Raw genomic sequence first — 21,008 nt, 5'->3', positions numbered from 1 at the left:
ACAAACAACACCCCCCCCCCACCCCCGTCCTGTCCCGTGCTCGAGCCGAGGGGGGGGAACCCCACCCTGGTGCCCCCGGGGCCGTACGGCGTCGCCGGAGGCTCCCAGCCCCGTAGGACCGCGGGCCGGCTGCCGACCGGCCAGAGGCGGGCCACGGCCGGCACCGCCGGATCCGGGATCCGCCCGGCATCCGTGACCGCCACCGCGACCGCCGTCGTCGCCACCGCCGTCGTCGCCACCGCCCTCGTCTCCACCGCCACCGGCGCCGTCGTCGGCACCGCCGTCGTCGCCGGTCGCGGCGCCCCCCTGGCCAGGACGGTCAGCAGCAGCACAACCCACGTACACGCACCCACACATCGCCTCGCTCGCATGGCGGAACCCTCCCGCACCAGGGCCGGTCGCCGTCCGGCCCTGTGGACCGCTCCACGGTTGTGGACAGGCGCGTCACCCGGTGCCCCGCGGGTCCCGTACACTTCTGATGGCGATCCGGGTCACCGGGTCGACTTCGCACGCCCCGACACGACGCCGTCCAAGGCTCGTGTCAGCGCCCCTCGGTCCCCAGTGGCACGGCGCGTCGCGGGCGTCAGGCGCGGGAGCCGTCCGGCTTCCGCGGCACAACCGAGAACTCGAGGAGATACGGCCATGGCCGTCGTCACGATGCGGGAGCTGCTGGAAAGCGGCGTCCACTTCGGTCACCAGACCCGTCGTTGGAACCCGAAGATGAAGCGCTTCATCTTCACGGAGCGCAACGGCATCTACATCATCGACCTGCTCCAGTCGCTGTCGTACATCGACCGCGCCTACGAGTTCGTCAAGGAGACCGTCGCCCACGGCGGCACGGTCATGTTCGTCGGCACGAAGAAGCAGGCGCAGGAGGCCATCGCCGAGCAGGCCACCCGCGTCGGCATGCCCTACGTCAACCAGCGCTGGCTGGGCGGCATGCTCACCAACTTCTCGACCGTCTACAAGCGCCTGCAGCGCCTGAAGGAGCTCGAGCAGATCGACTTCGAGGACGTGGCCGCCTCCGGCCTCACCAAGAAGGAGCTGCTGGTCCTCTCCCGCGAGAAGGCCAAGCTGGAGAAGACCCTCGGCGGTATCCGCGAGATGTCCAAGGTGCCCAGCGCCGTCTGGATCGTGGACACCAAGAAGGAGCACATCGCGGTCGGCGAGGCCCGGAAGCTCAACATCCCGGTCGTCGCCATCCTCGACACCAACTGCGACCCCGACGAGGTCGACTACAAGATCCCGGGCAACGACGACGCGATCCGCTCCGTCACCCTGCTCACCCGCGTGATCGCCGACGCCGTCGCCGAGGGCCTCATCGCCCGCTCCGGCGCCGCTGCCGGCGACAAGGGTGACAAGGCCGCCGGCGAGCCGCTCGCCGCGTGGGAGCGCGACCTGCTCGAGGGCGAGAAGGCCGAGAAGAAGGCCGACGCCGAGACCGCCGAGAAGCCCGCCGAGGCTCCGGCTGCCGAGGCCGCCCCCGCCGCCGAGGCCCCCGCCGAAGAGGCCGCGGCCACCGAGGCCCCGGCCGAAGAGGCGCCCGCCACCGAGGCTCCGGCCGCCGAGGGCGAGCAGGCCTGACCGTCCCGTCGGCGTCGACGGCGGGAGCGGTGACATGAGATCCGCTCCCGCCGTTCACCCGTAGGTCGGTGGATGGTCACGGACCTGCAGCTCCATGTAGGTCCGTGATCCCGCAGATCTTCGATCTTCCAGACTTCCAGAAAGATTCACAGACTCATGGCGAACTACACCGCCGCCGACGTCAAGAAGCTTCGTGAGCTCACCGGCGCCGGCATGATGGACTGCAAGAAGGCGCTGGACGAGGCCGAGGGCAGCGTCGAGAAGGCCGTCGAGGCGCTCCGCATCAAGGGTCAGAAGGGCGTCGCCAAGCGCGAGGGCCGCTCTGCCGAGAACGGCGCCGTCGTCTCGATCATCGCCGACGACAACACCTCGGGTGTCCTCGTCGAGCTGAAGTGCGAGACGGACTTCGTCGCCAAGGGTGACAAGTTCCAGAACGTCGCCAAGGCCATCGCCGAGCACGTCGCCAAGGCCTCCCCGGCCGACCTCGAGGCGCTGCTCGCCTCCGAGATCGAGCCCGGCAAGACCGTCCAGGCGTTCGTGGACGAGGCCAACGCCAACCTCGGCGAGAAGATCGTCCTGGACCGCTTCGCGCAGTTCTCCGGCGGCTTCGTGACCGCGTACATGCACCGCACGATGCCCGACCTGCCCCCGCAGATCGGTGTCCTCGTCGAGCTGGACAAGCCGAACGCCGACGTGGCCAAGGGCATCGCCCAGCACATCGCCGCCTTCGCGCCGAAGTACCTCTCCAAGGAGGACGTCCCGGCCGAGGTCGTCGAGTCCGAGCGCCGCGTCGCCGAGGAGACCACCCGCGCCGAGGGCAAGCCCGAGGCCGCCCTGCCGAAGATCGTCGAGGGTCGCCTCAACGGCTTCTTCAAGGACGCCACGCTGCTGGGCCAGCCCTACGCGCTCGACAACAAGAAGTCCGTCCAGAAGGTGCTGGACGAGGCCGGTGTCACCCTGAAGCGCTTCTCGCGCATCAAGGTCGGCATCTGAGTCCGTACCGCGACGGACGCGCGACCCCGGTAGGGTCGACAGCAGTCGTCGGCGCCGTTCGCGTACGCCGTTGCGTACGCGCGCGTGGCGGCGGACGACAGCAGATCTGACGAGGAGGCCATTGCCGCGTATGGGATGCGAAACACGCCCCCACCGGCAGTGGCCTTCTTCGTGTGTGTGACCCACGTAAAAGAGGCGAGATCTCCATGACCACCAAGGCCGAGAAGAGCGACGACGGCAAAGTACGCGGCCGCTTCATGCTGAAGCTGTCCGGAGAGGCCTTCTCCGGCGGTGGGGGCCTGGGCGTCGACCCCGACGTGGTGCACGCCATCGCCCGTGAGATCGCGGCCGTCGTCCGGGACGGCGCCGAGATCGCGATCGTCATCGGCGGCGGCAACTTCTTCCGTGGCGCCGAGCTGCAGGTGCGCGGCATGGACCGCGCCCGCTCCGACTACATGGGCATGCTCGGCACCGTGATGAACTGCCTGGCCCTCCAGGACTTCCTGGAGAAGGAGGGCGTCGACTGCCGCGTGCAGACCGCCATCACCATGGGCCAGGTCGCCGAGCCGTACATCCCGCTGCGCGCCGTGCGCCACCTGGAGAAGGGTCGCGTGGTCATCTTCGGCGCCGGTATGGGCATGCCCTACTTCTCCACCGACACCACCGCCGCCCAGCGCGCCCTCGAGATCGACGCCGAGGCCCTGCTCATGGGCAAGAACGGCGTGGACGGGGTCTACGATTCCGACCCGAAGACCAACCCGGACGCCGTGAAGTTCGACGCGCTCGGCTACGGCGAGGTCATCACCCAGAACCTGAAGGTCGCCGACGCGACGGCCGTCACGCTCTGCCGCGACAACAGCCTTCCGATCGTGGTCTTCGAGCTGTTGAAGGAGGGCAATATCGCCCGCGCCGTCAAGGGTGAGAAGATCGGCACGCTTGTGGGTGACCAAGGCAGCCGGGACTGACCGGAGAAGCACCCCCTGTCCGCGGACGCCACCTGTCCGGGGGACGGACGGGACGGGGCCGGGCCGGGGGATGGACAATGTCCCGCCGGTCGGGAACCGTGCAGGAAGAACGCGACGCAGCCGGCCGCCGCCCCGACAGGGAACCGCAGCCGGGCCTACTCAAGACACGCAGGAGCAAGTGGTGATCGAAGAGACCCTCCTCGAGGCCGAGGAGAAGATGGAGAAGGCCGTCGTGGTCGCCAAGGAGGACTTCGCCGCGATCCGCACCGGCCGTGCGCACCCGGCGATGTTCAACAAGATCGTGGCCGACTACTACGGCGCGCTGACGCCGATCAACCAGCTGGCCTCGTTCTCCGTGCCCGAGCCACGCATGGCCGTGGTGACCCCCTTCGACAAGAGCGCCCTGCGCAACATCGAACAGGCGATCCGCGACTCCGACCTGGGCGTCAACCCGAGCAACGACGGCAACATCATCCGGGTGGTGTTCCCCGAGCTCACCGAGGAGCGCCGCCGCGACTACATCAAGGTCGCCAAGAGCAAGGGCGAGGACTCCAAGGTCTCCATCCGCTCCGTGCGCCGCAAGGCCAAGGACGCCATCGACAAGATGGTCAAGGACGGCGAGGTCGGCGAGGACGAGGGCCGCCGTGCGGAGAAGGAGCTCGACGACACCACCGCCAAGTACGTCGCCCAGGTGGACGAGCTCCTGAAGCACAAGGAAGCGGAGCTGCTCGAGGTCTGATGAACGACTCTTCCTGGGGAGCGCCGCCACAAGCCGGGTACTGGGGGGCGTCCGACCAGGGGCCTGTCCAGGGGGCTGCCCCGGCGGGTCCCGCGTACGATGCGCACTACGCGCAGCAGACTCGCCCCATGCCCATCGTGCCCGACGTACCCGAACACGGCGGAGACCAGGATGACGGCCAGGGGGCCGCTCGGCTGAGCGGCCCCCTGTTCCGAGACGAGCCGTTCCGCGACGACACGTATCGCGGCGAGAATCCGTCGGCGCAGCCGTATGCGGCGGTGCCGCAGAATCCGGAGCCCATGCCCGACGCCCCCCAGCCTGCGCAGCCGCAGCCGCAGAAGAAGACCGCGGGGCGCGATCTGGGTGCCGCGATAGGGGTCGGCGTCGGGCTCGGCGCGGTGATCGTCGCGTCGCTGTTCGTCGTCAAGGCCGTCTTCGTCGGTGTGGTCGTGGTCGCCGTCGTGGTGGGCCTGTGGGAGCTGACCAAGCGGCTGGAGGAGCGCAAGGGCATCAAGGCGCCCCTCGTGCCGCTCGCGATCGGCGGCGCGGCGATGGTGGTCGCCGGGTACGTACGGGGTGCCGAGGGTGCGTGGGTCGCCATGGCGCTCACGGCGCTGGCGGTCCTCGTATGGCGGATGACCGAGCCGCCGGAGGGCTACCTCAAGGACGTCACGGCGGGACTGTTCGCCGCGTTCTACGTGCCGTTCCTGGCCACGTTCGTCGCGATGATGCTCATGGCGGACGACGGTGCGCGGCGTGTCCTGGTCTTCCTGGTGCTGACGGTCGTCAGCGACACCGGCGCCTACGCCGTGGGCTGGCGCTTCGGCAAGACCAAGCTCGCCCCGCGCATCAGCCCCGGCAAGACCCGTGAGGGCCTGCTCGGAGCGGTGGCGTTCGCGATGGTGGCCGGCGCGCTGTGCATGCAGTTCGTGATCGACGACGGCGCCTGGTGGCAGGGCCTGCTGCTCGGCCTCGCGGTCGCCGTCAGCGCCACGCTGGGCGACCTCGGCGAGTCCATGATCAAGCGGGACCTCGGCATCAAGGACATGGGCACGCTGCTCCCGGGGCACGGCGGCATCATGGACCGCCTGGACTCGCTGCTGCCGACGGCGCCGGTGGTGTGGCTGCTGTTGGTGATCTTCGTCGGGTCCGGCTGACGGCCCGGTCGTCTTCTTGGTGGGCAAGGGCCGGCCGTCCTCCGGGCGGCGGGCCCAGCCGTGTCCAGGGCACAGGGGTCGTGACCGGTCACCCGGCAGCGGTCAGGCGGCGCCGGAGCTCCTCCTCCGAGACGTCCTCGATGTGGGTCAGAAACACCCACAGGTGGCCCGAAGGGTCTTTGAGGATGACGGTGCGGTCACCGTGGAACATGTCCTGCGGCGGCTGGAGGATCTCCGCGCCGGCGGCCTCCGCTCGCTCCGCCAGGCTGTCGACGTCCGGCACGAAGACATGCAACGTGACGGACGTGCCCCCGCCGAGCGAGGCCGGCGCGGCGAAGGAGGCGGCCTCCGCCTCGTCCACGCTGGAGTCGCCCAGCATCAGGGCCGACCGCCCGATGGTGATCTCGGCGTGCATGATCCCACCGTCCGGAGCATCGATCCTGAAGTCCTCACGGGCGCCGAACGCCCGCTGGTAGAAGTCGATCGCCGCGGCGGCGTCGTCGACCATGATGTGCGGGATCACGGCATAGCGGTAGCGGTCGGGGATCTCGAAGTCGGCTGTGCGCTCGCTCATGGCGAATCTCCTCGAAAAGGTACCGCTGATCGGTTACCGCGGCTTTGAACGGAGCCTAAAAGCTCAAGTTTGCTTCAGGTCAAGCGTCGATGTGGCGCTACCGACGCCCACCGACCGCCGCCAACGGCCTCCCCGCACATCGACGGCCCGGGCCACCCAAATCGATCTGCGACACTGGTACAGCCATGCCTAAGCCCGGAGAACTCACATTCGTCGCCCCCCGCGCAGCCAAGAAGCCGCCGCGGCACCTCGCCGACCTCACGCCCGCCGAGCGCAAGGAGGCCGTCGCCGCGATCGGCGAGAAGCCGTTCCGTGCGAAGCAGCTCTCGCAGCACTACTTCGCGCGGTACGCGCACGACCCCGAGCAGTGGACCGACATCCCCGCCGGTTCCCGCCAGGGGCTTCGGGAGGCGCTGCTGCCCGAGCTGATGTCGGTCGTGCGGCACCTGTCGACCGACCAGGGCACCACCCGTAAGACGCTGTGGAAGCTGTTCGACGGGACGCTCGTCGAGTCCGTCCTCATGCGCTACCCGGACCGGGTGACCATGTGCATCAGCTCCCAGGCGGGCTGCGGCATGAACTGCCCGTTCTGTGCCACGGGGCAGGCGGGCCTGGACCGGAATCTGTCCACCGCCGAGATCGTGCACCAGATCGTGGACGGGATGCGCGCCCTGCGGGACGGTGAGGTCCCCGGAGGTCCGGCCCGGCTGAGCAACATCGTGTTCATGGGCATGGGCGAGCCCCTCGCCAACTACAACCGCGTCGTCGGTTCCATCCGACGCCTCACCGACCCCGAGCCCGACGGACTGGGCCTTTCCCAGCGCGGCATCACGGTCTCCACGGTCGGCCTCGTCCCGGCGATCCACCGCTTCGCCGACGAGGGCTTCAAGTGCCGCCTCGCCATCTCGCTGCACGCCCCCGACGACGAGCTGCGCGACACCCTCGTCCCCGTCAACACGCGCTGGAAGGTGCGTGAGGTGCTGGACGCCGGGTTCGAGTACGCGGAGCGGTCGGGCCGGCGGCTGTCGATCGAGTACGCGCTGATCCGGGACATCAACGACCAGGCGTGGCGCGGCGACCGGCTCGGTCGGCTGCTCAAGGGCAGGCCGGTGCACGTCAACCTCATCCCGCTCAACCCCACGCCCGGCTCGAAGTGGACCGCGTCGCGGCCCGAGGACGAGAAGGCGTTCGTGGAGGCGATCGCGGCGCATGGTGTGCCGGCGACGATCCGGGACACCCGTGGGCAGGAGATCGACGGGGCGTGTGGTCAGCTCGCCGCGAGCGAGCGGTAACCTGACCGACGTCAGCACATCGTCGTACGACAGCTGCATACGTCATACGTAACTACATCTTCATATTCCGACAGGGGAGCGCCACAGCGCTGAGAGTGCGGCACCGGCCGCAGACCCTCCGAACCTGGCCCAGGTCATTCTGGGTAGGGAGATCGGTCACCACTCGAGCTGTTGCGCCCTGCCCGGGACCCTCGCCAGGGGTTCCGGGCGGGGCCGCGTCTTCTCCTGGTCACCCAGGAGGAATTCAGTGAGCATCACCAAGAAGGCCGGCGTCATGGCCGTAGCGCTCGGCATGGTCGGCGGCCTGGCCGCCTGCGGATCGTCGTCCGACGGCCAGGGCTCCGGCGACGCCAAGACCGTGACCCTCGTCAGCCACAACTCGTGGGCCGCGTCGAAGGACGTCATCGCCGCGTTCGAGAAGAAGTCCGGCTACAAGGTCCGGGTGCTGGAGGACGGCGACGCCGGGCAGGCCGTCAACAAGGCCATCCTCACCAAGGACAACCCCCAGGGCGACGTCTTCTTCGGCGTCGACAACACGCTGCTGTCCCGCGCCCTCGACAACGGGCTGTTCCAGCCGTACGAGGCGAAGGGCTCCGACCTGGTCCTCCCCGAGTACCGGGCCGACCAGGACAAGCACCGGGTCACTCCCGTCACCACCGGCGACGTCTGCGTCAACTACGACAAGGCGTACTTCAGCAAGCACAAGCTGACCCCGCCGGACTCCTTCGACGACCTGGTCAAGCCCGAGTACAAGGACCTGCTCGTCACCGAGAACGCGGGCAGCTCCTCGCCCGGCCTCGGCTTCCTGCTCGGCACGGCCGCCGAGTACGGCGACCAGGGCTGGCAGGACTACTGGAAGAAGCTGAAGGCGAACGGCGTGAAGGTCGTCGACAGCTGGGAGCAGGCGTACAACGAGGAGTTCTCCGGCTCGGCCGGCGGCAAGAAGGCCAAGGGCGACCGCCCGCTCGTCGTCTCCTACGCCTCCTCCCCGCCCGCCGAGGTCATCTACGCCGACCCGCAACCGACCACCGCGCCGACGGGCGTCGCCACCGGCACCTGCTTCCGTCAGGTCGAGTACGCGGGTCTGCTGAGCAACGCCGGGAACCCCGAGGGCGGCAAGGCGCTCCTCGACTTCCTGCTCAGTAAGCAGTTCCAGGACGACATGCCGCTGAACATGTTCGTCTACCCGGTGCGGGAGGGCGCGGAGATCCCCGAGGTGTTCCGGAAGTTCGGGCCGCAGGCCGAGGACCCGCGGACCATGGACCCGGCGAAGATCGCCGACAATCGCGACCAGTGGGTCAAGTCGTGGACCTCACTCGTACTGAAGTAGGCAAGGCCGGGACTCGGCGCGGGAGCGCGGCGCGGCTGGCCCTGATGGCCGTGCCCGTCGCGTTCTTCGCGGTGTTCTTCGCCTACCCGGTCGCCGCGATCGTCGCGCGCGGACTGGAGATCGACGGTTCCTGGCAGTTCGGACGCATCGGGGACGTGCTCGCCCAGTCCGACGTACAGCACGTGCTGTGGTTCACCACCTGGCAGGCGCTGGCCTCCACCGCGCTCACCCTGCTCGTCGCGCTGCCCGGCGCGTACGTCTTCGCCCGGTTCGACTTTCCCGGCAAGCAGGTGCTGCGGGCGGTGGTGACCGTGCCGTTCGTGCTGCCGACGGTCGTCGTCGGTACGGCGTTCCTGGCGCTGGTGGGGCGCGGCGGGCTGCTGGACGAGCTGTGGGGCGTACGGCTGGACACCACCGTGTGGGCGATCCTGCTCGCGCACGTCTTCTTCAACTACGCCGTCGTCGTACGCACCGTCGGCGGCCTCTGGTCGCAGCTCGACCCGCGGCAGGAGGAGGCCGCGCGGATGCTCGGCGCCTCGCGGCTGACAGCCTGGCGGCAGGTGACGCTGCCGGCGCTCGGGCCCGCCGTGGCCGCCGCCGCGCTGATGGTCTTCCTGTTCACCTTCACCTCCTTCGGTGTCGTCCAGATCCTCGGCGGACCCGCCTTCTCCACCCTGGAGGTGGAGATCTACCGCCAGACCTCCCAGATCTTCGACCTGTCCACGGCCGCCGTGCTGACGCTGATCCAGTTCGCCGCGGTGGTCGCCATCCTCGCCGTGCACGCCTGGACGGTACGGCGGCGGGAGACCGCCTTGCGGCTGGTGGACGCGGCCACGACCGCGCGCCGGCCGCGCGGGACCGGGCAGTGGGCGCTGCTGGCCGGGGTCCTGGTCACCGTCGCCGTGCTGCTGGTGCTGCCGCTCGCCGTGCTGGTCGAGCGGTCGCTCGGCGCGCCCGGGTTCGGCTACTACCGGGCGCTGACCCGGGAGGACGGCGGCACCTTCCTCGTCCCGCCGATCGAGGCGATCGGCAACAGCCTCCAGTACGCCGTCGCCGCCACCGCCATCGCCGTGGTGATCGGCGCGCTGGCCGCCACCGCGCTCACCCGCCGCGACGCGGGTCGCTTCGTACGCGGCTTCGACGCGCTGCTGATGCTGCCGCTCGGGGTGTCCGCCGTGACGGTCGGCTTCGGGTTCCTGATCGCGCTGGACGAACCCCCGCTGGATCTGCGCTCCTCCTGGATCCTCGTGCCGCTGGCGCAGGCGCTGGTCGGCGTCCCCTTCGTCGTACGGACCATGCTGCCGGTGCTGCGGGCGGTGGACGTACGGCTGCGGGAGGCGGCGTCCGTGCTCGGGGCGTCGCCGTGGCGGGTGTGGCGCGAGGTCGACCTGCCGATGGTGCGGCGGGCGCTGCTGGTCGCGGCCGGGTTCGCCTTCGCGGTGTCGCTCGGGGAGTTCGGGGCGACCGTGTTCATCGCGCGGCCCGACAACCCGACGCTGCCGGTGGCCGTGGCGCGGCTGCTGGGGCGGCCCGGGGACATGAACTACGGCCAGGCGATGGCCCTTTCGACGATTCTGATGCTGGTGTGCGCCGTGGCCCTGGTGGTGCTGGAGCGGCTGCGGACCGACCGGAGCGGGGAGTTCTAGGGATGCTGCTCAGCCTTGAGGGCGCGACGGTCCGCTTCGGCGGGCGGGCCGTGCTCGACGCCGTCGACCTGGGTGTCGCCGAGCACGAGGTGGTGTGCGTGCTCGGGCCCAGCGGCAGCGGCAAGTCGACGCTGCTGCGGGCGGTCGCCGGGCTCCAGCCGCTGGACGCCGGGCGGGTGACGCTGGACGGGCGGGACCAGTCCGGGGTGCCCGCGCACAAGCGCGAGGTCGGGCTGATGTTCCAGGACCACCAGCTCTTCCCGCAGCGGGACGTGGCCGGAAACATCGCCTTCGGACCGCGGATGCGTGGCGCCTCCCGCGCCGGACAGCGCGAGCGGGTGGGGGAGTTGCTGGAACTGGTCGGGCTGCCGGGCGCCGAACGCCGCTCCGTCGCCGCGCTCTCCGGCGGTGAGCAGCAGCGGGTGGCGCTGGCCCGCGCCCTCGCGCCCCGGCCCCGGCTGCTGATGCTGGACGAGCCGCTCGGCCAGCTCGACCGCTCGCTGCGGGAACGTCTGGTCGTCGAACTCCGGGAGCTGTTCGGCCGGTTGGGTACGACCGTGCTCGCCGTGACGCACGACCAGGGGGAGGCATTCGCGCTCGCCGACCGGGTCGTGGTGATGCGGGACGGGCGGATCGCCCAGTCGGGGACGCCGCTGGAGGTGTGGCAGCGGCCCGCCGACGCCTTCGTGGCCCGCTTCCTCGGCTTCGACAACGTGGTCGACGCGACCGTCACCGGGCAGGCCGCCGACACCCCGTGGGGGAAGGTGCCGGTCCCCGAGAACGCCGCGCAGGGCGCCCGGACCCTGCTCGTGCGGCCCGCCGGCGTGCGCATGGTGGCCGCCGACGAGGGCCTGCGATGCACGGTCACCGCACGCACCTTCCGCGGCACCCATGTCGCCGTCCACCTCCAGCCCGAGGACGCGCCGCGCCTGGAGGCGGCGTGCGCGCTGCGGGCAGCGCCGGAGGTCGGGGACGGGGTGGGGGTGGAGTTCGACGTAGCGGAAATCGTCGTCCTCTGATGATCTTCCGGCTCGTAGGGTGAAGGGCATGACACGCCTCGCTCATGAACGCTACTGCGATGAAATCGCCCACCAGGTAGGCCGGTTCGGCGCCGTGCTGTCCTCCGGCGCCGACCTGTCCGCCACCGTGCCGACCTGCCCGGACTGGACGCTGGAGGATCTGGTGCGGCACGTCGGCCGCGCCCTGCGCTGGACGGAGCTGATCGTCCGCACCCGCGCCGAGGAGGACGTCCCGCTGGACCGCGCGCCGGGAGCCGAGGGCCCGCCGGTGACGGGGGACGCGGCCGCGCTGGAGGCGTGGCTGGCGGAGACCGGCGACTTGGTCGTACGCGCGCTGCGGGAGGCCGGACCGGACGGGCGGGCGTGGTCGTGGTCCGGGGACCACACCGCGGGCTTCTGGGCCCGCCGGATGACGCACGAGCTGGTCGTCCACGGGGCGGACGCGGCCCTCGCGGCGGGCCGGCCGTTCGACGCGGTCGCCGCCGAGGTGGCGGCCGACTCGATCGACGAGTGGTTGGAGATCGTGCAGTTCGTGCAGCGGGTACTTCCCGACGGGCCGGCCAAGGGCCTGCGGGCGCCCGGCCGGAGCATCCACCTGCACGCCACCGATGCCGCCGTGGACCTCGACGCCGAATGGCTGATCGAGCTGCCCGAGGAGGGCGTCGTCTGGCGCCGTGGCCACGAGAAGGCGACCGTGGCCCTGCGGGGGCCGCTCACGGACGTGCTGCTGGCCTTCTACCGCAGGCTCCCGCTGGACACCCCCGGACTCGAGGTGCTCGGCGACCGCGAGCTGCTGGAACTCTGGCTGGAGAACGCCGCGTTCGGCTGATGTGAACGCGACGGTGGCCCGCCCCCGGCCGGGGACGGGCCACCACTGCCGTGTACCGGTGTGCGAGGCGTCAGCGGTTGCTGTTCGCTCCGCGACGGCGCAGGCCGAAGAAGACCGCGCCGCCACCGATGGCGACCAGGGCCGCCGCGACGCCGGCGATCATGCCGGTGTTGGAGTTGGCGCCGGTCTCGGCGAGGTTGGACTCACCGGCCGCGGGGGACGGGGCGTTGCTCGGCACGGCCGCCGGTGCGGTGCTCTCGCTCTCGGACGGTGCCGGGGCCGACGTGGACGGTGCCGGGGTCGGCGTCTCCGTCTCCTCGGCCGGGGTGGAGGAGCTTTCCGACGGGGTCGGAGTCGGGGTCGGGGTGTCCTCCGTCTTGCAGGGGGTCGACGGGGTCACGAGGTTCGGCTTGATGTCCTCGTCGACGTACTTGTCGGCCTTGACATGGATGCGGTATTCGGCGTTCGGCTGCCAGTCCGCGGCGAAGGTGATGGTGCTGCCCTCGCGCGAGCCCTTGACCACCTGCTCGCCGATCTTCTCGGCGTCGGCACCGTTGTTCTGCAGGTACACGGTGACGGTGGCGGGGATACCGGCGGGGTCCACGTCGGTGACGGTGATGACACCCTTGTCGCCTTCGCACTTGGCGGCGGCGGAGAACTCGCTGATGTCGCAGGCGAGCGCGTTGCCGGCGGCGCCGATCGCCAGGGCCACCGAGGCGGAGGCGACGCCGAGGGCGCGGACGCCACGGCGGGATGCCGTGCTTCTGAGTATGGACAGGACTGCCACGTTTGTCCTTTACGGGAGCGCAGATGCGGGGGGTGGAGAGGGTGCTGACGCGTGATGAGGGGCATCAGCACACCCACGAGCCTCACTGGTCTATAAGCGGTGCATAAGCAGTGTCAACGCATATGCCGGCCAAGGGCGTTGGCTTTGCCGTCTTATTAACCGCCGAGACGTTTCAGCGCTTCCGGAGCCTCCCCGATCCGGTCGACGAGCGCGATCCGGGACGCCATCGTCCGCCCCCCGGCGAGCGACGTGAGCAGCGGCCACGCCGGCAGCTTCTCCGTCCAGTGCGCCCGGTCCACCAGCACCATCGGCGTGGGCTCGCCCCGCGACTCGTAGTAGTTCGGCGTCGCGTTGTCGAAGATCTCCTGTACGGTCCCGGCGGCGCCCGGCAGGAAGACCACGCCCGCGTTGGAACGGGCCAGCAGGCCGTCCTCGCGAGTGGCGTTGGCGAAGTACTTGGCGATGTGCGTGGCGAGGGCGTTGGGCGGCTCGTGGCCGTAGAACCAGGTCGGGATGCCGACCGAGGTGCCACCCCCGGGCCAGCGTTCGCGCACCTCGAACGCGGACCGCGCCCAGTCGGTGATCGACGGCGTGAACGACGCGACCTTGGCGAGGAGCGGCAGCGCGTCGTCCAGCATCCCGTCGTCGAACGGGGCCGCGTAGGCGCCGAGGTTCGCCGCCTCCATCGCGCCCGGACCGCCGCCGGTGGCCACGGTGAACCCGGCGCGGGCCAGTTCGCGGCCGAGGCGTGCGGCGCCCGCGTACGACCTGGTGCCGCGCGCCATGGCGTGCCCGCCCATGACGCCCACCACCCTGGCACCGGCGAGGAGTTCGTCGATCGCGTCGGAGACGGCGTCGTCGTGGATCGCCCGCAGCATGGAGGCGAAGACGTCGCCGTCCGCCTTGGTCTGCTGGAACCAGTCGTAGGCGAGGGCGTCCGGTGTCGCCTCGTAGCCCTCGTCGAGACGGGCGTACAGCTCGTCGGGGGAGTAGACGCGTCCGCGGTACGGATCGAAGGGCAGGCCCGGTATGAGCGGGAAGACCAGGGCGCCGGCGGAGCGCACCCGGGCGGCCGCCTCGGGTGCCATCGGGCAGCCGAGGAAGACGGCGCCCGTGGGGTCCGCGGACATCAGGGCGTCCGTACGGGCCGTCAGGTCGACGGCCTGGACGCGGTAGTGGGTGAGTGCGCCGTGCGCCGAGACGACGGAGTCGAACTCGGCGAGGCTCTCGATCTCCCGGTCGTGGGAGGCGTGGTGGGACTGGAGCTGTGTCTGTGACCGGGCCTGGGCCTGGGCGGGTGTCGGTTCCACCCGCCCATGCTAGGCGTGCGTCCGGCTCAGCCCTCGACCGCGGCCGGGTCCATCCACACGACCTCGAAGGTGTGGCCGTCGATGTCGTCGAAGGCGCGGCCGTACATGAAGCCGTGGTCCTGGGTCTCGCCGGAGACCGAGCCGCCGGCCGCGACCGCCTTCTCCACCAGCTCGTCGACCTTCTCGCGGCTCTCGGCGCTCAGCGCGATCAGCACCTCGCTGGACTTCGTCGAGTCCACGATGTCCTTCTTCGTGAACTGGCGGTACTTCTCCGGCGTGTGCACCATCACGACGATGGTCTCGCTCAGCGGGATCGACGCGGTGGTGTCGTCGCTGAACTGGGCGTTGATCTCGTAGCCGAGCCCGGTGAAGAACTTCTTCGAGGCGTCGAGGTTGTTGGTGGCCAGGTTCACGAAGATCATCTGCTGGTACATGGGGGCCTCTCCCGTCGGTGTCCTGCTGTTGTCATGCCGTTCGAAGGGTTAGACGCGAGGGACGGGCGGAACTCATCGCTGGTTCGCGGATTTCTTCGAGATTTTTTCTACCGGGTCAGAGGGTCAGAGGGTCGGCGGGGGGGCGGTGAGTCAGCCGGCCAGGGGCAGTGACGCCAGCTGCGCGACGATCAGCGTCAGCGGGCCGAACAGGGCGAGCAGCGCGCCGGCGCGCACGGCGGCGGCGGCGCGCAGGGTGGCCGGGGGCGCGCCCAGCCGCAGCAGGGCGTCCGTCGTGTCGGCGCGGGCGTGTTTGGCCTCGACGGCCGCGGTGAGGAGGGTGGCCACCGTGCAGCCGGCCACGAGGAGGACGCCGAGGACGCTCAGCGGGCCGAAGGCCGGCCCGTCCGCGCCGTACAGGGCGGTCCCCGCGTAGGCCGCGGAGGCCACGGCGCAGACGACGCCGAGCGGGCGGCCGATGCGGTGCGACTCCTCCATCAGGACTCGGCCGGCCAGGAGGCGCAGGGCGCCGGGGCGGGCGGTCTGGAGCAGGCGGCCGCACAGGTGGGTGAGGCCGGGTCCCGCCATGGCGAGGCCCAGGGCGGTGAGGGCCCAGCCGATGAGGACGCCGGCCGATGGGGCGGTGCCGGGGGCGGAGGCGGCGGTCGTGTTGCCGGCGTAGGTCTCCACGGCGAGGCCCGCGGTGAGTACGGCGATGCCCCAGGGGAGGGTGGTGGTGTTCTGGGGGCGGGGTGTGGGTGTGGGTGTGGGTGTGGGCGTGGGCGTGGTTGTGGTTGTGGTTGTGGCCTCGGTCGGGGTCGGGGGGTCGGGTACGGCGTCCGGCGTCGGCTGCGGGGTGTCTGTCGGGGGTGTCGGGTGGGTGGGACTGGCCTGCGTCAGCAGGGCGCCGCCTGCGCCCACCCGTGCCGCCCCAGCGGCACGACTGCCCGCGGGGGGTGCGGCGAGGCCGCCCGTGGGGGGTGCGGCGGGGTTGCCCGTGGGGGGTGCGGCGGGGCTGCCCGTGGGGGGTGCGGCGAGGCCACCCGTGGGGGGTGCGGCGGGGCTGCCCGCGGGTGAGGCCGGGGCCAGGCGGGCGCCGAAGCGGCCGTACGTGCCGAAGGTCTCGCGGGCCGCTCCCCAGCCGTACGCGCCGAAGCGGCCGTAGCGACGGGAACCGGTGGGCGGCGTGGGCCGGGGCTCGCGGGGGCGCAGTGTGAGCGCCACGGCGGCCGACGCGGCGACCGGTACCAGGGTCAGCAGCGTCAGCGCCGCCGGGAAGGGGAGGGGGTGGCCGATCGCCAGGGCGTCGGACACGGCGCCGTCGAAAGGCCGGCCCGTCAGGTCACCGCGCAGGTGGAGGAAGAGGAGCAGGGCCACCACCGAACCGAGCGAGCCGGTCAGGGCCGTGGTCGTCGCCGACACGGCCATCAGGCGGCCGGGACCCAGGCCGATCGCCGACAGCCCCGGCCGGGGCCGGGTACCGGGGTCGGTGCGGGCCACGGCGATGGCGAGGTACACCGTGGCGGCGAGGGGCGCCGCGCACCAGGCCAGGCGGAGGCCGGCGGCGCCGGGCGTGTCCGGGTGGGTCATCGCGTGGCCGAGGGCGCACAGCAGCAGGAAGCCCGTGCCCGCCGAGGCCACCGCGACCAGCAGTCGGCGCAGTTGGACGGCGAGGTGGGCGGCGCGGGTCAGGCGGAGAGCGAGCACGCCGCCAGGCCTTCCGTTCCGGAGGTTCCAGTGGTTCCAGCGGCCCCGGCGGCTCCGGTGGCCACCGCGGTCTCGGCGACCGGGGGCAGGTGCACGGTCCGTACCCGCCGCCCGTCCAGCAGCGAGACCGTGCGGTCCGCCAGGGCGGCGGTCCGCGCGTCGTGCGTGGCGAGGAGGACGGTGATGCCGTGGGAGCGGGCCGCCGTGGTGAGGGTCCGCAGGACGTGGGCGCGGTCGGCGCGGTGCAGGGGGGCCGTCGGCTCGTCGGCGAAGAGGACCGCGGGGGTGACGGCGAGCGCGCGGGCGATGCAGACGCGCTGCCGCTCGGCATGCTGGAGTTCGTCCGGGCGCCGGCGGGCCTTGTCGCCGACGTCGAGGCGCTCCAGCCACTCCAGGGCGGTGGTCTTGGCCCGGCGTCGGCCGGTGCCGCGCAGCATGAGGGGCAGGGCGGCGTTCTCCCAGGCGTTGAGCTCCGGGACGAGCACGGGGGCGGGGTCGATCCAGCCGAAGCGGTCGCGGCGCAGTCGCTCGCGGCCGAGCGGGCCCATGGTGTGCATCGGCACGCTGTTGAACCACACCTCGCCGTCCTGCGGCCGGACCAGCCCGGACAGACACCGCAGCAGCGTGGTCTTGCCACTGCCGCGCGGGCCGCTCACGGCGAGGATCTCGCCCTCGCGGACGCCGAGCGACACGCCTTGAAGCGCGGGGGAGCCGTCGTGGTGCTGGAAGCGCAGGGCGCGGGCCCAGAGCACGTCGTTGTCCGGCGGAGCCTCCATGGGCGTACACCTCGGTTCTGATCCGTATTTCCCCGCTCACGTCCCTCTTCCGGGGGAACGAAGGCGGGGCCGATCGGTCACTGGGCACCGTAAGGAGTCGCCGCGGGGGATGCCGGACAGCACGCGGCCCCGGACCGCCGTTCTCACTCGAACGGGCGGCACGGGGCCGGTGATGATCATCCATAAGGATGATCAGAGCTTCGTCCACGCCTCCGTCAGCGTGGCGCGCAGGATCTGCTCGATCTCGTCGAAGGTCTCCTGGTTGGAGATCAGCGGCGGGGCGAGCTGGATGACCGGGTCGCCGCGGTCGTCGGCACGGCAGTACAGGCCGTTGTCGAAGAGCGCCTTCGACAGGAAGCCGTACAGGATCCGCTCGGTCTCCTCGTCGTTGAACGACTCCTTGGTGGCCTTGTCCTTGACCAGCTCGATGCCGTAGAAGAAGCCGTTGCCGCGGACGTCGCCGACGATCGGCAGGTCGAGGAGCTTCTCCAGGGTCGCGCGGAAGTTGCCCTCGTTGTCCAGCACGTGCTTGTTGAGGCCCTCGCGCTCGAACAGGTCGAGGTTGGCGATGCCGACCGCGGCGGAGACCGGGTGGCCGCCGAAGGTGTAGCCGTGCAGGAAGGTGTTGTCACCCTTGTAGAACGGCTCGGCCAGGCGGTCGGAGATGATGCACGCGCCGATCGGGGAGTAGCCCGAGGTCATGCCCTTGGCGCAGGTGATCATGTCCGGGACGTAGCCGAACTTGTCGCAGGCGAACGTCGTGCCGAGGCGGCCGAAGGCGCAGATGACCTCGTCCGAGACGAGCAGCACGTCGTACTGGTCGCAGATCTCGCGCACCCGCTGGAAGTAGCCGGGCGGGGGCGGGAAGCAGCCGCCCGCGTTCTGCACGGGCTCCAGGAAGACGGCCGCGACGGTCTCCGGACCCTCGAACAGGATCTGCTGCTCGATCTGGTCGGCGGCCCAGCGGCCGTAGGCCTCGGGGTCGTCGCCGTGGATCGGGGCGCGGTAGATGTTGGTGTTCGGCACCTTGTGCGCGCCCGGGACGAGCGGCTCGAAGGGGGCCTTGAGCGCCGGCAGGCCGGTGATGGACAGGGCGCCCTGCGGGGTGCCGTGGTAGGCGACCGCGCGGGAGATGACCTTGTACTTGGTCGGCTTGCCGGTCAGCTTGAAGTACTGCTTGGCCAGCTTCCAGGCGGTCTCCACCGCCTCACCGCCGCCGGTGGTGAAGAAGACCTTGTTGAGGTCGCCGGGGGCCTCGCCCGCGAGGCGCTCGGCCAGCTCCACGGCCTTCGGGTGGGCGTAGGACCACACCGGGAAGAAGGCGAGCTCCTGCGCCTGCTTCGAGGCGGTCTCGGCCAGCTCCGTGCGGCCGTGTCCGGCCTGGACCACGAACAGGCCGGCGAGACCGTCGAGGTAGCGCTTGCCCTTGTCGTCGTAGATGTGGGTGCCCTCACCGCGGACGATGGTGGGGACGGGGGCGTTCTCGTACGACGACATGCGGGTGAAGTGCATCCACAGGTGGTCGTACGCGGTCCTGCTGAGGTCCTTGGGGCTGTCGGTGCTCACGATTATCGGGTTCCCCACATATAGGTCTGCTTCTTGAGCTTCATGTAGACGAAGCTCTCGGTGGAGCGCACTCCGGGCACGGCCCGGATGCGTTTGTTGATGACGTCCAGAAGGTGGTCGTCGTCCTCGCAGACGACCTCCACCATCAGGTCGAAGGAGCCCGCGGTCATCACCACGTACTCGCATTCGGACATGGCCGTCACCGCGTCGGCGACGGACTCCACGTCGCCCTCGACGCGGACGCCGACCATCGCCTGCCGGCGGAATCCCACGGTGAGCGGGTCCGTGACGGCGACGATCTGCATCACGCCCTGGTCGAGCAGCTTCTGGACGCGCTGGCGCACGGCCGCCTCCGACAGGCCCACGGCCTTGCCGATGGCGGCGTACGGTCGGCGGCCGTCCTCCTGGAGCTGCTCGATGATGGCGAGGGAGACGGCGTCCAACTGGGGACCGCCGTTCCTGGACTCGCGGGAGTCCTTCTGGTCTGCGCTTCGACTGGCCACGACTTCACTGTGCACGACGTATCGATAGTTTCGCAAGGTCGGAGCGATGAAATTCGTTGTCTGCGAGGTCTGACTCTACGGATTTCGCAACCTTGAGGCGGCCGGGGGTGTTGAAAACGTCGGGTCTCCGTCTAGGGTGGGTGTCTCAGTGTTCGGACAGCCGACAGCGACAGCCGACAGTCGGCGGCTGTGCGGTCCGGACACCGGGAGACCTGAAGTAGACACCGAACTTGGAGGGCCGGCAGTGAGCACCGAGCTGCGTCGTCTGCGCAATTACATCGACGGTGAGTTCCGGGACGCCGCCGACGGACGGACCACGGAGGTGGTCAACCCCGCCACGGGCGAGGCCTACGCGACCGCCCCCCTGTCCGGGCAGGCGGACATCGACGCCGCCATGGCGGCCGCCGCCGCGGCCTTCCCGGCCTGGCGAGACCTGGTCCCGGCCGAGCGCCAGAAGGCCCTGCTGAAGATCGCGGACGCGTTCGAGGAGCGGGCCGAGGAACTGATCGCGGCCGAGGTGGAGAACACGGGCAAGCCCATCGGGCTGACCCGCTCCGAGGAGATCCCGCCGATGGTCGACCAGGTCCGCTTCTTCGCGGGCGCGGCCCGGATGCTGGAGGGCCGCTCGGCCGGCGAGTACATGGAGAACCTGACCTCCATGATCCGCCGCGAGCCGATCGGCGTCTGCGCGCAGGTCGCGCCGTGGAACTACCCGATGATGATGGCCGTGTGGAAGTTCGCCCCGGCGCTCGCCGCGGGCAACACGGTCGTCCTGAAGCCCTCGGACACCACCCCCGCGTCCACGGCCCTGATGGCCGACATCATCGGCTCGATCGTGCCCAAGGGCGTCTTCAACGTCGTCTGCGGCGACCGCGACACCGGCCGCCTGATGGTCGAGCACGAGACCCCGGCGATGGCCTCCATCACCGGCTCGGTGCGGGCCGGCATGTCGGTCGCCGAGTCGGCGTCGAAGGACCTCAAGCGCGTCCACCTGGAGCTGGGCGGCAAGGCGCCGGTCGTCGTCTTCGAGGACACCGACATCCCCAAGGCCGTCGAGGGCATCTCGGAGGCGGGCTACTTCAACGCCGGCCAGGACTGCACCGCGGCCACCCGCGTGCTGGTCCACGAGTCGGTCCACGACGAGTTCGTGAGCGCGCTCGCCAAGGCCGCGTCCGAGATCAAGACCGGTCAGCCGGACGACGAGGACGTCCTCTACGGCCCGCTCAACAACCCGAACCAGCTCAAGCAGGTCACCGGGTTCATCGAGCGTCTGCCCGCCCACGCCAAGGTCGAGGCGGGCGGCCACCGGGTCGGCGACAAGGGCTACTTCTACGCCCCGACCGTCGTGTCCGGCGTCAAGCAGGACGACGAGATCATCCAGAAGGAGGTCTTCGGCCCGGTCATCACCGTCCAGTCCTTCCGCGACGAGGACCAGGCGGTCGAGTGGGCCAACGGCGTCGAGTACGCCCTCGCCTCCTCCGTGTGGACCAAGGACCACGGCCGCGCCATGCGGATGTCCAAGCGGCTGGACTTCGGCTGCGTGTGGATCAACACCCACATCCCGCTGGTCGCCGAGATGCCGCACGGCGGCTTCAAGAAGTCCGGCTACGGCAAGGACCTGTCGGGTTACGGCTTCGAGGACTACACGCGGATCAAGCACGTGATGACGTCGCTGGACGCGTGACGGACCGGTTCCACGGGTGCGGGGGAGGGAGGGGAGAAAACACCCCCAAGCACGCCGCATCCCGGGCGAAAGATCCCCACGCCACAGAAGGTCCGCTCCTTGTCCCCCCCCCCCCC

The 21,008-nt window shown here is 70.7% G+C and carries 19 protein-coding genes and 1 riboswitch; of the genes, 11 read left to right on the top strand and 8 right to left on the bottom strand.

All coding sequences use genetic code 11. From position 1 onward, the window contains the following. Positions 1-642: 642 nt before the first annotated feature. The 5 genes from rpsB to ACFCZF_RS35750 all read left to right on the top strand — a co-directional run bounded on the left by rpsB (position 643) and on the right by ACFCZF_RS35750 (position 5,438). Positions 643-1,584, top strand: coding sequence for a 30S ribosomal protein S2 (gene rpsB / locus ACFCZF_RS35770; RefSeq protein ID WP_375920752.1), 942 nt, complete (start codon positions 643-645; stop codon positions 1,582-1,584). Positions 1,585-1,740: 156 nt separating this feature from the next. Beyond that, on the top strand, positions 1,741-2,577 hold the full coding sequence (gene tsf, locus ACFCZF_RS35765; protein WP_376675185.1) for a translation elongation factor Ts: 837 nt from the start codon (positions 1,741-1,743) through the stop codon (positions 2,575-2,577). A gap of 206 nt (positions 2,578-2,783) precedes the next feature. Beyond that, positions 2,784-3,542 (top strand): UMP kinase, encoded by a 759-nt coding sequence (gene pyrH, locus ACFCZF_RS35760; RefSeq protein WP_375920758.1) that lies wholly within the window; start codon positions 2,784-2,786, stop codon positions 3,540-3,542. 181 nt (positions 3,543-3,723) lie between these two features. Further along, positions 3,724-4,281, top strand: coding sequence for a ribosome recycling factor (gene frr / locus ACFCZF_RS35755; protein ID WP_375920761.1), 558 nt, complete (start codon positions 3,724-3,726; stop codon positions 4,279-4,281). Beyond that, positions 4,281-5,438 carry a phosphatidate cytidylyltransferase gene (locus ACFCZF_RS35750; RefSeq protein ID WP_376675184.1) on the top strand — a complete coding sequence of 386 codons (1,158 nt, stop codon included), beginning with the start codon at positions 4,281-4,283 and terminating at the stop codon, positions 5,436-5,438. Before frr ends, ACFCZF_RS35750 begins: the two co-directional genes overlap by 1 nt. An 88-nt stretch (positions 5,439-5,526) precedes the next feature. On the opposite strand, the gene ACFCZF_RS35745 is transcribed toward ACFCZF_RS35750, so the two are convergent. Next, positions 5,527-6,012, bottom strand: a complete 486-nt coding sequence (locus tag ACFCZF_RS35745) for a VOC family protein (RefSeq protein WP_376675183.1) — start codon at positions 6,010-6,012, stop codon at positions 5,527-5,529. Between the two features lie 185 nt (positions 6,013-6,197). Between ACFCZF_RS35745 and rlmN the strand changes: the two genes are divergently transcribed. The 5 genes from rlmN (at position 6,198) to ACFCZF_RS35720 (ending at position 12,128) form a co-directional block, all read left to right on the top strand. Continuing rightward, complete coding sequence (gene rlmN, locus ACFCZF_RS35740) at positions 6,198-7,304, top strand: 23S rRNA (adenine(2503)-C(2))-methyltransferase RlmN (protein WP_376675182.1); 1,107 nt, start codon at positions 6,198-6,200, stop codon at positions 7,302-7,304. A 62-nt stretch (positions 7,305-7,366) separates the two neighbouring features. Further along, a riboswitch (TPP riboswitch) is annotated at positions 7,367-7,472 on the top strand. 79 nt (positions 7,473-7,551) lie between these two features. Continuing rightward, positions 7,552-8,634, top strand: a complete 1,083-nt coding sequence (locus tag ACFCZF_RS35735; protein ID WP_376675181.1) for a thiamine ABC transporter substrate binding subunit — start codon at positions 7,552-7,554, stop codon at positions 8,632-8,634. Further along, positions 8,610-10,280, top strand: coding sequence for an ABC transporter permease (locus ACFCZF_RS35730; protein WP_376675197.1), 1,671 nt, complete (start codon positions 8,610-8,612; stop codon positions 10,278-10,280). The genes ACFCZF_RS35735 and ACFCZF_RS35730 overlap by 25 nt, the downstream gene beginning before the upstream one ends. A 2-nt stretch (positions 10,281-10,282) precedes the next feature. Continuing rightward, on the top strand, positions 10,283-11,299 hold the full coding sequence (locus ACFCZF_RS35725) for an ABC transporter ATP-binding protein (protein ID WP_376675180.1): 1,017 nt from the start codon (positions 10,283-10,285) through the stop codon (positions 11,297-11,299). 28 nt (positions 11,300-11,327) lie between these two features. Continuing rightward, complete coding sequence (locus ACFCZF_RS35720) at positions 11,328-12,128, top strand: maleylpyruvate isomerase family mycothiol-dependent enzyme (protein WP_376675179.1); 801 nt, start codon at positions 11,328-11,330, stop codon at positions 12,126-12,128. A gap of 70 nt (positions 12,129-12,198) precedes the next feature. On the opposite strand, the gene ACFCZF_RS35715 is transcribed toward ACFCZF_RS35720, so the two are convergent. The 7 genes from ACFCZF_RS35715 to ACFCZF_RS35685 all read right to left on the bottom strand — a co-directional run bounded on the left by ACFCZF_RS35715 (position 12,199) and on the right by ACFCZF_RS35685 (position 19,223). Beyond that, a complete protein-coding gene (locus ACFCZF_RS35715) occupies positions 12,199-12,915 on the bottom strand; it encodes an LAETG motif-containing sortase-dependent surface protein (RefSeq protein ID WP_376675178.1) in 717 nt (238 codons plus the stop codon). Positions 12,916-13,070: 155 nt separating this feature from the next. Beyond that, the gene (locus tag ACFCZF_RS35710) at positions 13,071-14,225 is read right to left on the bottom strand and encodes an LOG family protein (RefSeq protein WP_376675177.1); all 1,155 of its coding nucleotides are present in this window, start codon (positions 14,223-14,225) and stop codon (positions 13,071-13,073) included. 26 nt (positions 14,226-14,251) lie between these two features. Further along, the gene (locus ACFCZF_RS35705) at positions 14,252-14,659 is read right to left on the bottom strand and encodes a VOC family protein (RefSeq protein WP_310870975.1); all 408 of its coding nucleotides are present in this window, start codon (positions 14,657-14,659) and stop codon (positions 14,252-14,254) included. Between the two features lie 150 nt (positions 14,660-14,809). Then, complete coding sequence (locus ACFCZF_RS35700) at positions 14,810-16,363, bottom strand: hypothetical protein (RefSeq protein ID WP_376675176.1); 1,554 nt, start codon at positions 16,361-16,363, stop codon at positions 14,810-14,812. Next, complete coding sequence (locus ACFCZF_RS35695; protein ID WP_376675175.1) at positions 16,345-17,139, bottom strand: ABC transporter ATP-binding protein; 795 nt, start codon at positions 17,137-17,139, stop codon at positions 16,345-16,347. Before ACFCZF_RS35695 ends, ACFCZF_RS35700 begins: the two co-directional genes overlap by 19 nt. A gap of 192 nt (positions 17,140-17,331) precedes the next feature. After that, positions 17,332-18,705 carry an aspartate aminotransferase family protein gene (locus ACFCZF_RS35690; protein ID WP_376675174.1) on the bottom strand — a complete coding sequence of 458 codons (1,374 nt, stop codon included), beginning with the start codon at positions 18,703-18,705 and terminating at the stop codon, positions 17,332-17,334. 2 nt (positions 18,706-18,707) lie between these two features. Continuing rightward, entirely contained in the window at positions 18,708-19,223 is a 516-nt protein-coding gene (locus tag ACFCZF_RS35685) for an Lrp/AsnC family transcriptional regulator (RefSeq protein ID WP_121749420.1), read from the bottom strand. A 229-nt stretch (positions 19,224-19,452) separates the two neighbouring features. On the opposite strand from ACFCZF_RS35685, the gene ACFCZF_RS35680 reads away from it, so the two are divergent. After that, complete coding sequence (locus tag ACFCZF_RS35680; protein WP_376675173.1) at positions 19,453-20,892, top strand: gamma-aminobutyraldehyde dehydrogenase; 1,440 nt, start codon at positions 19,453-19,455, stop codon at positions 20,890-20,892. Positions 20,893-21,008: the final 116 nt, after the last annotated feature.

It is taken from the genome of Streptomyces sp. NPDC056296, assembly GCF_042268605.1.
In the GTDB taxonomy this organism is placed as follows: Bacteria; Actinomycetota; Actinomycetes; order Streptomycetales; family Streptomycetaceae; genus Streptomyces.
The sequence above is the reverse complement of the archived record's forward strand: the minus strand, read 5'-3'. Positions and strand labels throughout refer to the sequence as shown.